Source organism: Chryseobacterium sp. S90 (genome assembly GCF_047444895.1).
Lineage (GTDB): Bacteria > Bacteroidota > Bacteroidia > Flavobacteriales > Weeksellaceae > Chryseobacterium.
The window spans coordinates 46596-58817 of sequence record NZ_JBLGCX010000011.1 but is presented as its reverse complement, the minus strand read 5'-3'; the positions used below and the strand labels follow the sequence as shown (position 1 = coordinate 58817).

General features: G+C 36.3%; 14 protein-coding genes. 12 read left to right on the top strand and 2 right to left on the bottom strand.

The genetic code is table 11. From position 1 onward, the window contains the following. The first annotated feature begins 9 nt into the window (after positions 1–9). The 11 genes from ACLMCG_RS21705 (at position 10) to ACLMCG_RS21655 (ending at position 9463) form a co-directional block, all read left to right on the top strand. Positions 10–423, top strand: coding sequence for a PaaI family thioesterase (locus ACLMCG_RS21705; protein WP_047420197.1), 414 nt, complete (start codon positions 10–12; stop codon positions 421–423). A 31-nt stretch (positions 424–454) separates the two neighbouring features. After that, a complete protein-coding gene (locus ACLMCG_RS21700; protein WP_413961230.1) occupies positions 455–1150 on the top strand; it encodes a DUF6624 domain-containing protein in 696 nt (231 codons plus the stop codon). Positions 1151–1210: 60 nt separating this feature from the next. Beyond that, complete coding sequence (gene pcaF / locus ACLMCG_RS21695; protein ID WP_413961229.1) at positions 1211–2416, top strand: 3-oxoadipyl-CoA thiolase; 1206 nt, start codon at positions 1211–1213, stop codon at positions 2414–2416. 77 nt (positions 2417–2493) lie between these two features. Continuing rightward, the gene (locus ACLMCG_RS21690) at positions 2494–3087 is read left to right on the top strand and encodes a transferase hexapeptide repeat family protein (protein WP_047429267.1); all 594 of its coding nucleotides are present in this window, start codon (positions 2494–2496) and stop codon (positions 3085–3087) included. Between the two features lie 19 nt (positions 3088–3106). Next, a complete protein-coding gene (locus tag ACLMCG_RS21685; RefSeq protein WP_413961228.1) occupies positions 3107–3934 on the top strand; it encodes an alpha/beta hydrolase in 828 nt (275 codons plus the stop codon). Between the two features lie 14 nt (positions 3935–3948). Next, positions 3949–4221 carry a hypothetical protein gene (locus ACLMCG_RS21680; protein ID WP_413961227.1) on the top strand — a complete coding sequence of 91 codons (273 nt, stop codon included), beginning with the start codon at positions 3949–3951 and terminating at the stop codon, positions 4219–4221. 8 nt (positions 4222–4229) lie between these two features. Further along, complete coding sequence (gene paaZ / locus ACLMCG_RS21675) at positions 4230–6725, top strand: phenylacetic acid degradation bifunctional protein PaaZ (RefSeq protein ID WP_413961226.1); 2496 nt, start codon at positions 4230–4232, stop codon at positions 6723–6725. A 99-nt stretch (positions 6726–6824) separates the two neighbouring features. Next, positions 6825–7544, top strand: a complete 720-nt coding sequence (locus ACLMCG_RS21670; RefSeq protein ID WP_413961225.1) for an XAC2610-related protein — start codon at positions 6825–6827, stop codon at positions 7542–7544. 134 nt (positions 7545–7678) lie between these two features. Further along, positions 7679–7840, top strand: coding sequence for a bacteriocin-like protein (locus ACLMCG_RS21665; RefSeq protein ID WP_223601823.1), 162 nt, complete (start codon positions 7679–7681; stop codon positions 7838–7840). Positions 7841–7988: 148 nt separating this feature from the next. After that, the gene (locus ACLMCG_RS21660) at positions 7989–8765 is read left to right on the top strand and encodes a DUF4241 domain-containing protein (protein ID WP_413961224.1); all 777 of its coding nucleotides are present in this window, start codon (positions 7989–7991) and stop codon (positions 8763–8765) included. 2 nt (positions 8766–8767) lie between these two features. Then, positions 8768–9463 (top strand): SMUG2 DNA glycosylase family protein, encoded by a 696-nt coding sequence (locus ACLMCG_RS21655; protein ID WP_413961223.1) that lies wholly within the window; start codon positions 8768–8770, stop codon positions 9461–9463. A gap of 75 nt (positions 9464–9538) precedes the next feature. Here the strand turns inward: ACLMCG_RS21655 and ACLMCG_RS21650 are convergent, their stop codons facing one another. Together ACLMCG_RS21650 and ACLMCG_RS21645 are read right to left on the bottom strand one after the other, a co-directional pair. After that, the gene (locus ACLMCG_RS21650; RefSeq protein WP_413961222.1) at positions 9539–10360 is read right to left on the bottom strand and encodes a T9SS type A sorting domain-containing protein; all 822 of its coding nucleotides are present in this window, start codon (positions 10358–10360) and stop codon (positions 9539–9541) included. Between the two features lie 36 nt (positions 10361–10396). Then, the gene (locus ACLMCG_RS21645) at positions 10397–10948 is read right to left on the bottom strand and encodes a phage tail protein (RefSeq protein WP_223601819.1); all 552 of its coding nucleotides are present in this window, start codon (positions 10946–10948) and stop codon (positions 10397–10399) included. Between the two features lie 253 nt (positions 10949–11201). Between ACLMCG_RS21645 and ACLMCG_RS21640 the strand changes: the two genes are divergently transcribed. Further along, positions 11202–11966, top strand: a complete 765-nt coding sequence (locus tag ACLMCG_RS21640; RefSeq protein WP_223601818.1) for an enoyl-CoA hydratase/isomerase family protein — start codon at positions 11202–11204, stop codon at positions 11964–11966. Positions 11967–12222 lie beyond the last annotated feature (256 nt).

Here is a 12222-nt window from a genome sequence, read left to right as displayed (position 1 = left end):
TTAATAGAAATGAATCCAAGACAAGTAGCAGATTATATGTTCAATCAGGATTATTTTTCCCAGTGGATGAATATCAAAATGATTGAAGTAAAAGAAAATTACTGTTTAATAGAAATGCCCATTAAGAAAGATATGATTAACGGGCTTAAAACAGTTCATGGCGGAGTTACATTTGCTTTTGCAGATTCTGCATTGGCATTTTCATCCAACAATACAGGTGATGCTGCTGTCGCGTTGAACTGTATTATCAATTTTACCAAAGCCGGAAAGGAAGGAGATATTTTCAGAGCCGAAAGTATTTTGGTGAATGATACCAGAAAAACGGCGGTTTATGACATTCAGATTACCAATCAAAACAGTGAGCTGATTGCAAAATTTGTTGGAACAGTCTATAAAATCGGGAAAAAAGTCACCGACTTATAAAAAACATTAACCAGACACCATAATAAACAAAATGAGAAAAATTTTTCTACTGCTTTTCGGGATTTCAGCTTTTCTGATGAATGCCCAGCAGAAAGTAAATGAAGCTTTGAAAAAAGAACTCGATGAGATTATGAAGGTGGATCAGGGATACAGAATGCTTTTCGATTCCGAAATAACTCCGGAAAAAAGAGAGCAGCTCCTGGCAACCCTGAATATTGACAAAGAAGAGTTCAAAAAGAAAGGCTGGCAGATGGTTGCAGAACATGATAGCCTGAACGTGCAGAAAATAGAAAATATTATTGCTCAATATGGCTATCCCGGAAAAACACTTGTAGGAGAACCTACAAACCAGGCCGCATGGTACGTAATCCAGCATTCAACCAAAATTGGAAAATATCTTCCTCTCATAAAAAAAGCTGGAAAACAGAAAGAAATTCCTTTTACATGGGTTGCGATGATGGAAGACCGATATCTGATGCAGGAAGACAAGGAACAGATCTACGGTACCCAGGGAAAAGGAGAAATGACAAAAGATAAGAACGGAAAACAAGTCTTTGTCAATTTTGTCTGGCCTGTTAAAGATCTCAAAAATGTTAATAAAAGAAGAAAAGAAGCAGGTTTTGATTCTACTATTGAAGAAAATGCCAAAAGAATGTACGGGCCGGATTTCAAATACGAACCCTATACTTTAAAACAGGCTTTAGAACTAAGAAATAAAAACAAATAAATAGAAAAAGGAAGTTTGATAATTTCAAATTATGCATTATCCTATTTTCAAAGTAAAATTATGAACAACGTATACATCATAGACTATGTCAGAACTCCCATCTCAAAATTACAAGGGGGATTATCAGAAGTAAGAGCAGATGATTTAGCTGCTATTGTGATCAAAGAAGTAGTTGCGAGAAATCCTGAAGTTCCTGTAGAGGAAATTGAAGATGTTATTTTCGGATGTGCCAATCAGGCGGGTGAAGATAACAGAAACATAGCAAGAATGGGACTTTTATTGGCTGGTCTTCCATATAAAATTGGAGGTGAGACGGTAAACAGACTTTGTGCTTCGGGAATGTCTGCAGTAGCGAATGCATTCCGTTCTATTGCTGCCGGAGAAGGAGAAATTTATATTGCCGGTGGAGTAGAGCATATGACACGTTCTCCTTATGTGATGTCAAAACCAAGTGCAGCTTTCGGAAGAGACAGTCAGATGTTTGATACCACTTTCGGATGGCGTTTTATCAACCCTAAAATGAAAGAATTATATGGTGTTGACGGAATGGGAGAGACCGCAGAGAATTTAGCAGATATCCACCAGATCAATAGAGAGGATCAGGATAAATTTGCCCTTTGGTCTCAGCAGAAAGCTACAAAAGCTCAGGAAAGCGGAAGACTGGCAGAAGAAATTGTAAAAGTTGAGATTCCTCAGAGAAAAGGAGATTCTGTTGTTTTTGAAAAAGATGAATTCATTAAACCAACGTCTTCTATGGAAGGTCTTGCAAAACTTCGTCCTGCTTTCAGAAAAGAAGGAACGGTAACTGCAGGAAATGCTTCAGGAATGAATGACGGTGCCGCAGCTTTGATTTTAGCAAGTGAAGAAGCGGTGAAAAAATATGGATTAAAACCAAAAGCCAGAATTTTAGGTTCTTCCGTAGCCGGTGTAGAGCCAAGAATTATGGGAATCGGTCCGGTAGAAGCCACTCAAAAGTTATTGAAGAGATTAAATCTTTCTCTTGAAGATATGGACATCATTGAACTCAACGAAGCATTCGCAGCACAGGCACTTGCTGTGACAAGAAGTTTAGGATTAAAAGATGATGACGCAAGAATAAATCCTAATGGTGGAGCTATTGCAATTGGTCACCCACTGGGAGTTTCCGGGGCAAGAATTGTAGGTTCTGCGGCAATGGAACTTCAGAAACAGGATAAAAAATATGCATTGTGTACCCTTTGTATCGGCGTAGGACAAGGATATGCAATGGTAATCGAAAAAGTGTAATCAATTAAAAAAGATAAAGATAGTAGAGTAAGAAAAATGTCTGGCCTCTGAAATCTATTATCTGATCTCTAATAAATATGAACATCTACTCATACCACGGGATTCGTCCCATTATAAAACCTTCTGCCTACATTCATCCGCAGGCAGTCATTATCGGGAATGTAGAAATAGGGGAGGAAGTATATATTGGTCCCAATGCGGTAATTCGTGGAGACTGGGGGAAAATTATTATTAAAGACGGAGCCAATGTACAGGAAAACTGTACCCTTCATGTTTTCCCGAATATAGAAACCATACTGGAAGAATCTGCACACATCGGGCATGGCGCAATTATTCATTCAGGACACATCGGGAAAAACTGTCTGATCGGGATGAATTCCGTTGTGATGGACAAAGCGTATATCGGCGACGAAAGTATCGTTGGAGCATTGGCTTTTGTACCGGCCAATTTCAGATGCGAACCAAGAAAATTAGTGGTGGGAAGCCCAGCAAAAATTATCCGTGACGTATCTGACGAAATGATTCACTGGAAAACAGAAGGAACAAAACTCTATCAGGAACTGGCAAGAGAAGGGAAAGAAGCTATTCTGCCTTGTGAGCCTTTTACAGAATATGTTCAGCAAATCCCAACCAAAATTGTTGATTACAGCATTTGGGATGATATAAAATAATGACCATTTAAAATTAAATATGATTAAAAAAATTGCACTTGTATGCAGCATGGTGTTGGCGATGAATAGTGTAGTATCAGCACAAACTGTTACGACAAAACCGCTTACAATCGGAGAAGTGAGGACTATTAAGTCCAAAACGTTAAATGAAGACAGAACGTTGAATATTTATCTTCCACAAGGCTATGATAAAACAAAATCATACCCTGTGATTTATCTGTTGGATGGAAGTATGAATGAAGATTTTATTCACGTGACAGGATTAGTCCAATTCTTTAATCAAATGTATTCCATGCCGGAATCTATTGTTGTGGGAATTGCTAATATAGACAGGAAAAGGGATTTTACCTTTCATACGGATTTAAAAGATTTACAGAAAGATTATCCTACGACAGGACATTCTGATAAGTTTATTGCTTTCCTTGAAAAAGAATTAAAACCTTATGTTGAAAGTCAGTTTAAAACCACAGACAAATATTTGTTCGGTCAATCTTTGGGAGGGCTTCTGGCAGCAGAAATACTTCTGAAAAAGCCGGAAATGTTCAACAACTATTTTATTATCAGTCCAAGTTTATGGTGGGATGATGAAAGTCTTTTAAAGCAGGCTCCTCAATTACTTTCAAAATCTTCAGATACTAAAAAGTTTGTCTATGTTTCTGTAGGGAAAGGAGAACATCCGGTGATGGTAAAAGATGCCGAGGCTTTCTACGATGTTTTGACAAAAGCAGGAAAGAAAAACTGGACATTGGAATATAAAATGATGGAAACAGATAATCATGCAACCATTCTTCACAGAAGCTTATACGAAGGATTGGTGAAAATGTTTCCCTATCAGGAACCCAAATAAATCAGTTCCAGTTGATGAGCATTCTGAAAAAATATTGGATCGTAATATTGATTTTTATAATCATTATGAATGCTCTAGGGCTTTATCTGGTAAAAGAGTCAATAGGAATTTCAGATGCTTTGGAACATGTTGAATCAGATGAGGTAATTGCTAAATTAAAGCAGAAAGACAATTTTTACATGTTGTTTGTTGAAATTGTCATCATTTTAGACGGCTGGCTGATACTATTTATCCCTTATTTGATTATTAGCAACTTTATTAAAAAGATTAATCTAAGCAAAAAGTAAAAAACTATATGGAAAAGTTAAAAAACTATATCTACGGACAATGGGTAGAAGGTACCGGAAGCGGAGTCCCTTTGTACAACGCCGTTACAGGAGAACAGGTAGCTGTTTCTGATACAGAAGGGCTTAATTTTGAGCAGGCTCTTGATTACGGAAGAACAGTAGGATACAAAAACCTTTCTTCAATGACTTTCTACGACCGTGGAGAAATGTTGAAAAAAGTAGCACTTTATCTGTTAGAAAGAAAGAAAAAATACTATGACTTATCATATAAAACAGGAGCTACACATGTTGATTCATGGGTGGATATCGAAGGAGGTTTCGGGACTTTCTTTACCTATTCCGGATTGGCAAAAAGAATGCTTCCCAATACTTCATTTTGGGTAGACGGAGATACTCAGAAAATTTCTGCTAACGGAACTTTTTTAGGAACCCATATTTTAACACCTAGTGAAGGGGTTTCTGTACAGATCAATGCTTATAACTTTCCAGTGTGGGGAATGTTGGAAAAGCTTTCTACTTCATTATTAGCGGGTGTTCCTTCTATTGTGAAGCCATCTCCTTTCGGGTCTTATCTTACGAATGCTGTATTCCAGGATATGATTGAAAGCGGAGTTTTACCTGAAGGTGCTGTTCAGTTAGTCTGCGGAGAACCGGGAAATATTCTGGATTATGTACAGGATGGAGACTCTGTGTTATTTACAGGTTCAGCCAATACAGGAAGAAAATTAAAATCACTTCCTTCCATCGCTGGTAATGCTGTTCGTTTCAATATGGAAGCAGATTCTCTGAACTGTTCAATCCTTGGATTGGAAGCCAAACCGGGGACTCCTGAATTTGACTTATTCATCAAAGAAGTTCGTAACGAAATGACAACAAAAGCAGGACAGAAATGTACAGCGATCAGAAGAATCATCGTTCCGGAACATTTAATTGGTGACGTTCAGAATGCTTTGTCTAAAGCTTTAGATCAGACTAAAATCGGAAACCCATTAAGCAGAGAAACCAAAATGGGATCTTTAGTGGGAAGACAGCAGTATGAAGAAGTAGTAAGAAAAGTAAATCTATTAAAATCAGAAACAGAACTTGTCTATGACGGAAAGCATGAGCTGGTAGATGCAGACTATGAAAACGGTGCATTTATGAGCCCGAAACTATTCCTGAACGACAAGCCTTTTGAAAAAAATATCTCTCATGATGTAGAAGCTTTCGGGCCGGTATCTACATTGATGCCGTATAAAGATGCTGAAGAAGCAGCCGCACTGGCAAAAAGAGGAAAAGGAAGTTTGGTAGGATCTATTGTTTCTCACGATGAGAACTTTATCGCAGAAACTTCATGGAAAATGGCTTCCCAGCACGGAAGAATCTTTGTTCTGAACAGAGATAATGCCAAAGAAAGTACAGGTCACGGCTCTCCACTTCCTACATTAATGCACGGAGGTCCTGGTAGAGCAGGCGGTGGTGAAGAAATGGGCGGACTAAGCGGTCTTCATTTCTTCTTACAGAAAACAGCTATTCAGGGATCACCGGATGTACTGAAAGCAATTACTAAGATTTATCAGCAGGGCGCAGAGAAAAAATTCTCAGACAAACACCCTTTCCAAAAGTATTTTGAGGAAGTGGAAGTAGGAGACTCTTTAGAAACAGCAGGAAGAACAGTTACTGATGCAGATATCGTCAACTTCTCCAATGTTTCATGGGATCATTTCTATGCTCATACCGACGCAACTAGTTTATCAGGAACTATCTTCGATAAAACTGTAGCTCACGGATATTTCATCCTTTCAGCAGCAGCAGGATTGTTTGTTTCAGGTAAAAAAGGACCTGTTATTGCGAATTATGGATTGGAAGACTGCAGCTTCTTCAAACCTGTATATGCCGGAGATACCATCACTGTTTATTTAACAGCAAAAGAAAAAATCAACAGAGGAGTAAAAGGCAGAAACATTCCTTCAGGTGTTGTAAAATGGCTGGTTGAAGTTGTAAACCAAAGAGATGAGGTAGTTTGCGTGGCAACAATCTTAACATTGGTTGCAAAGCAGTCTCCATTCATTGATCTGAATGTGAAAAATGTTCAGAAAATGTTGAATGGATTAACAGAAAGCACTCCTGCACTTTGGGGAAAAATGTCTCCACAGCAGATGATTGAGCATTTGGAACAAGCAGTTCTGGTAAGTTTCGGAGAACCTGAAGCAGAGAAATGTTTCACTCCGGAGGAAAATCTTGAAAAATGGCAGGATTCCCTTTATAACCACAGAGCAATGCCAAAAGAATTTACGGCTCCATTCCTTCCGCAGGATGGCTCACTTCCGGAATCAACACACAGAAATCTGGAAGCCGCAAAACAATCGTTTATGGATAACCTGAAGAAATTTGTAATCTATTACAAAGAAAATCCACAGGCAGAACACATGAATTATGTATTCGGAAAACTGAATAAAGAAATGTGGGAACTGATGCACAGAAAGCATTTTACTCATCATTTCCAGCAGTTTGGATTGATTTAATTCAAAATAAAAATAAATTATAGTCCCTTCCAGTAATTGAAAGGGATTTTTATTTTAAATGTGATCGGAAATATATAAATTCAGGAATATTTTTTAATAATGAAATCTTTAAAAATTTCCCTTGTCTTTGGTTCTTTTTTACTTTTACTCTTTTTTTCTTGTTCTGGAAATCCGAAACCTGATAAAAAAGGTTATTTTTCTGAAGAGAAATTTGTTGATAGCCTGAATGTTGGAAGGAAGGGTAAAACTAAAGTCGAGATTGAAAAATTTCGGCATGTCAATAATGGTGATGTGTTTGTTACCTTGAATTTTTATGATCTAAAAGATATCTGGGTGGAAGCTAAAGGTTCAATGTTTCATACCTGGGAATTAAAGAACAGTTTTAAATTTATCAAAGATGGAGTAACCGGTTTAGATGTTCAGATAAGTGACTTTAATAATGATGGCTTCAATGATATGACTTATCAAAGCGGAATTGCTGGAAGAGGAGGAAATACAGTGATGACTTTGTTTGTATATAATCCGAAAAATAAAGATTTTATCCACATCAAAAATTCAGATAATTATCCGAACCTAAGTTTTAATTCAAAACTAAATTGTATCAATTCTGTAATTTTAACAGGTTCTACCACAACGGCATTTTTAAAAATTAAAAAAGATTCCCTGGATGAATTTGCACGAGTAGATGTTTCTGATAAAATAGTGGTGGAAGAAAAAGATTCTACAGGTAAGTTTAAAATTATTGAAGAAAAACTGTTCAAAGGAAATGATGATGATCTTTATAAAGTTTTTAGAAACTACAAACCTTTAGAATATTAATTAGGTTTATTTTACATAGATGGGAATGTACATTATTTCAGTTAGTTATATTCTTTTTGCTTAAAAATGATTAACTTTAATAGGCGAAATCCGAAAAGCATACAGAGTAGGAGAGAATATCAAAACTGATTACTATGGAAAACTTAAAAAAACTTTCAAGACACGAGTTGAGATCTCTTAAAGGAGCCGGGCCAAACTGGTCTTGTGCCCTTAATCCTTGTCCTCCCGGAAGCTGTTGCCTCCCTGGAAGATGGCCTGATATTGCAAGAGCATGTTACATATGTGCCGATTCTTAGATTTTTTTAAACTTAAAACAATACATAAAGCTGCAATTACCTGTGATTTGTAGCTTTATTTTTATAATCTTTTGTTAAAAATCCTATCCTGTTTGATGTCCTTGGATTTATTCATTATTTTCAATCTTTTAATTCAAAAAAATAAACTATGGACCAAAGCTGGATGCAAAAATGGGAAGAAGTGAAGAATATTATGGTTTGTCCTACAGATCTGGAAACCTATTTTACTTCGGATGAAATTTTGGGAAAGAAAATGGAGACGATGGAAATTGGAAACGTTTCCCTTCCTTCTGGAAAAGTGGTGGTAAGAGATCCGCTGGTTTTTCTGAATGCGAATCAATCACCTTATTTTATTCAGGCTCCGAAAGGTAATTTTCCTGTGACTATTGCCGTAGTAAAATCTGAAGATTGGGGAGACAGATATGCTGTTGTAAAAGTAGAATTTACCAAAGAAAAGCCTGTTGTTTACAGGGAAGCTTTAGTTGGAATTGAAGAATTGGAGGGCGTTGCTGAAGATGATTATTTTGGTTTTGCCGTGGATGCTGGTTTAGGGTGTATTGCTGATAAAGAAGTACTCCCTTTTGTAGATAAATTTATAGATGAAATGGATGTCAGTAATATTTATGATGATTATTTCGCTGAGCTTTTCTCACAAAGCTATAAAGCTCATCCCAACAATCAGAGAGAGGCAGGAGACTGGATCAATTGGACGATTCCTGATACAAATTATCAGATTCCAATGTTTGCAAGTGGTTTTGGTGATGGTACTTATCCTGTTTACTTTGCTTATGATACTAACGAAGAAATTTGTGGTCTATACATTCAATTCATCGATATTGAATTGGCTTTAAGTGATGAAGATGAGGACGAAGACGAGGATGGTGAGGACGATCAACCTGAAAATTTTGTTTTCCTTAAAAATTAGGTATGAATACAACTTTTGCAGATCATGTCATCGAGTTCAATAAAAACCTTAGCTATAGAGGAAATCTTCCCGACGGCTTTGAAGTTCTGAACCCCTATCTGGATAATCCGGAAACATTGACGGTTATGCAGAAGTTTTATCACAAATATTATAATGATTCAGCCCAGAGAAAATTCATCATTGGAATCAATCCAAGCCGTCATGGAGCAGGAGTAACAGGCGTTCCGTTTACTGATACCAAAAGACTCGAAAGTATTTGTGGTATAAAAATGGAGACCGCCCGTACTCATGAAGTGTCTTCTGTTTTTATCTACGATATGATTGAAGAATATGGCGGTGCAGATCTTTTTTATGAAGATGTTTATATTAACTCTCCGTTTCCGCTGGCTATTGTAAGAAAAACAAAAAACGGATGGCTTAATGCCAATTATTATGATGATAAAGAACTGTTCGAGGCTGTGAAGAGTTTTATGATTGAATCTCTGAAGAAACATATCAGTCTCAATCTGGATACCTCGGAGGTCTTTATTCTAGGTAAAAAAAATGCTGACTTTATTTCAAAATTAAACATAGAAGCAAAGCTGTTTGATACCATGACTGTTCTGGAACATCCCAGATACATTCAGCAGTACAAATCAAAAGAAAAACAGCTGTATATAGATAAATATATTATGGCATTGAAAAAACAAAACCCTTAATGTTTGTATTAAGGGTTTTGTCATTTATGAATTAGAATCTTTATGGGATATGGAACTTATATATAATTTCTGAAATTAATTTTTAATTACCTTCGTTGATTCTGTTGGTGTTTTGATAATATAAACTCCTTTTGGAAGGTCTGAAATATTGATTTCATTATTTCCTCTCTGGGTTTGTATTGTTTTCAGCATTTTACCGTCTACACTGTAAATTTTAGCTTCACTCGCTTTCTCTGTTGCAATTGAAAGAGGTCCGTTGGTTGGGTTAGGATAAACTGTCAGGTCTTTTTTAATGCTTTTAGCTTCAGAAGTACCCAATACCAGGTTGCTGTCTTTTACCCAGGTGAAAGCATCCAGGCCTACATATCTGAATGCTCCGCTGACCGTTAGTTGCAGTTCATCAATAATGATATTAGAGTAATTTTGGCCGTTTAAGTTGGTAAGATCAATCAGAGTATATCCGTTTGTAGAACCTAAACTTGTTGCAAATCCAGTAGATTTTGTTTGGGTAAATTTTGTTACTCCGCTTAGTTTTCCTGTTACGGTAAGTGTTCCCGCTACATTGAGATCCAGATTTAATGCTGAAAGATACATCCAGAATCTGTTTACTTTAAATAAATTTGAAGTAGTTTTAATGCTGAATGACGGCGGAAATTGAGTATCATTTGAATTATCAATATATCTGTTGTCATTCGCTGTTCCACTCCAGCCTGTTCCCGGGTAATTCCCTTGAATATCAAAGACACTTACATGCGAAATGATATTGAAAATGACTCCATTGTCGGTGAAGCTTGTACTTCCGTGCGATTCCGTTTCAAATTGTTCTGTACTGGTCTGCCCGAATGAGAAAATTGAAATGAGCAGACTACAAATTGTTAAAAAAGTAGTGCTTTTCATGATTTTTTTGTTTTAAATATTAGGTTATTGTGAATATTAATCTCTTGGAGGATAAATACCTTCAACACAGATGATATAATTTAAGCCCAGATAAGGAGGCATATTATTCACTGGTAAATTTTGTCCTACAAAAGAAATACTTTGTCCGTTAATCACGGTGTCAGGGTTAGTATCATTTATAAAGCTGGACACCACATTGAAATCTCTTCCTACCTGTGTTCCTGAGATAGCAATAGATGCCGCTGCATTAGGGGTTGATGAGTTGGCATTCTTATTAGCAACTTTCAATTGAAATCCACCACCAATGCTTGGAAGATTTGAAGTTAAAAGGGTATTTTGTGTAGTACCGGCTACCACTCCCAAAGGATAAAACTGGTTAGCATTTACATTTCCAGCTCCCAAAGCCATACGTCCTTTTAAGTTAGGTAAAGCGAAAGTTGTAATACCGTCTCCACCATAAGTTGTTCCTAAAATAGAAAATAAAGCTGAATTTCTTGAAATAGCTATTAAACTTCCGTCACAAAACATCCAGCCTCTAGGCGCGAAATTTCCTGCAAATAATTTTACAATTCCAATGTACTCTTCCATGATAATGATATTTAGTTTTAAATCTCTTACTCTGTTGTGGGCTTTTCAGATTCCGCCTTTAGTTATTATTTCTAGGCCAAAGGAACGACTAATAATGAGGGAGTACTAGAGTAGAAAATACCAAATTAAAGATTCCGTATTTCTACGTAAAGGGAATCTTATAAAAGGTAACTCTATCATGGAAATTATTATCTTTAAGTTTCTCTGAAAGAGCTGTATTTCGTATTTTTGTAAGAATCCAATAAAAATAAAAATGAGCGAATTTGTAGCATCAGAAATTAAAAATAATATTGCCGAGATCAGTTTCGGAACACTCAAAAGTAATTCTCTTCCGGGAGCAATTTTAGAAAAGCTGGCAGAAACTATCCTTGAAGAAGGTGCGAAAGATGAGGTGAAAGCTATTTTGGTAAAAAGTGCAGGTGAAAAGGCTTTCTGTGCAGGAGCTAGCTTTGATGAGCTTTTAGCTATTGAAGAACTGGAAGCTTCCACCCAATTCTTTGGTGGTTTTGCAAAAGTTTTGAATGCTATGAGAAATTGCGGGAAAATCGTAGTGGTAAGAGTGCAGGGAAAAACTACCGGTGGAGGAGTTGGAATTGCTTGTGGAGCAGACTACTGTTTTGCAACAAAAGATTCAGCTTTAGCACTTACTGAGATCAATCTTGGAATCGGACCTTTTGTAATTGGACCTTATGTAGAAAGAAAAATCGGGAAGTCACAATTCTCTGCTATGGCAATTGATGCAGACTTCAGATCTGCTGAGTGGGCTGAGCAGCATAATGTTTATCATTCTGTATCAGATTCTATTCAGGAGATGGATGCGAAACTGGAGAAATTTTTACAGACCTTGGCGTCAAGAAGTAGTGATGCTTTAGCTTTAATTAAAAAAGTTTCTTGGGAAGGAACAGATCATTTCAATGAATTGATGCCAGCGAGAATTCATATGAGTGCAAGTCTTATCCTGGAAGATTCTGCCAAGAAAAATATTGAGTCCATTAAAGAAAAGTTGAGAGCGAAATAATTTTTTCTTTACTCTTAAAATAGGATTTTAATCTAAATATCATCCGGAGAAAAAGATGTTTCTCCGGATTTTTTTATGTTTTATGGTGTGTCAACATAGCATTTTTCAAAAAAATAATTTTTATGAATGATTAAATTTATTTGTCTTGTTATTTGATTTTTACGTGTGTTTTTATTAATTAATATGTGTTTTTATTTGTTTATTACTATTGTTTTAACATATTTTAACATATTTATTGCTTTTTAATAAACTTATT

What these genes read in the sequence shown, in the direction of transcription:
- ACLMCG_RS21705 (WP_047420197.1), top strand. Translation starts at nt 10, where the DNA reads ATGAATCCAAGACAAGTAGCAGATTATATGTTCAATCAGGATTATTTT.
- ACLMCG_RS21700 (WP_413961230.1), top strand. Translation starts at nt 455, where the DNA reads ATGAGAAAAATTTTTCTACTGCTTTTCGGGATTTCAGCTTTTCTGATG.
- pcaF (WP_413961229.1), top strand. Translation starts at nt 1,211, where the DNA reads ATGAACAACGTATACATCATAGACTATGTCAGAACTCCCATCTCAAAA.
- ACLMCG_RS21690 (WP_047429267.1), top strand. Translation starts at nt 2,494, where the DNA reads ATGAACATCTACTCATACCACGGGATTCGTCCCATTATAAAACCTTCT.
- ACLMCG_RS21685 (WP_413961228.1), top strand. Translation starts at nt 3,107, where the DNA reads ATGATTAAAAAAATTGCACTTGTATGCAGCATGGTGTTGGCGATGAAT.
- ACLMCG_RS21680 (WP_413961227.1), top strand. Translation starts at nt 3,949, where the DNA reads ATGAGCATTCTGAAAAAATATTGGATCGTAATATTGATTTTTATAATC.
- paaZ (WP_413961226.1), top strand. Translation starts at nt 4,230, where the DNA reads ATGGAAAAGTTAAAAAACTATATCTACGGACAATGGGTAGAAGGTACC.
- ACLMCG_RS21670 (WP_413961225.1), top strand. Translation starts at nt 6,825, where the DNA reads ATGAAATCTTTAAAAATTTCCCTTGTCTTTGGTTCTTTTTTACTTTTA.
- ACLMCG_RS21665 (WP_223601823.1), top strand. Translation starts at nt 7,679, where the DNA reads ATGGAAAACTTAAAAAAACTTTCAAGACACGAGTTGAGATCTCTTAAA.
- ACLMCG_RS21660 (WP_413961224.1), top strand. Translation starts at nt 7,989, where the DNA reads ATGGACCAAAGCTGGATGCAAAAATGGGAAGAAGTGAAGAATATTATG.
- ACLMCG_RS21655 (WP_413961223.1), top strand. Translation starts at nt 8,768, where the DNA reads ATGAATACAACTTTTGCAGATCATGTCATCGAGTTCAATAAAAACCTT.
- ACLMCG_RS21650 (WP_413961222.1), bottom strand. Translation starts at nt 10,360, where the DNA reads ATGAAAAGCACTACTTTTTTAACAATTTGTAGTCTGCTCATTTCAATT.
- ACLMCG_RS21645 (WP_223601819.1), bottom strand. Translation starts at nt 10,948, where the DNA reads ATGGAAGAGTACATTGGAATTGTAAAATTATTTGCAGGAAATTTCGCG.
- ACLMCG_RS21640 (WP_223601818.1), top strand. Translation starts at nt 11,202, where the DNA reads ATGAGCGAATTTGTAGCATCAGAAATTAAAAATAATATTGCCGAGATC.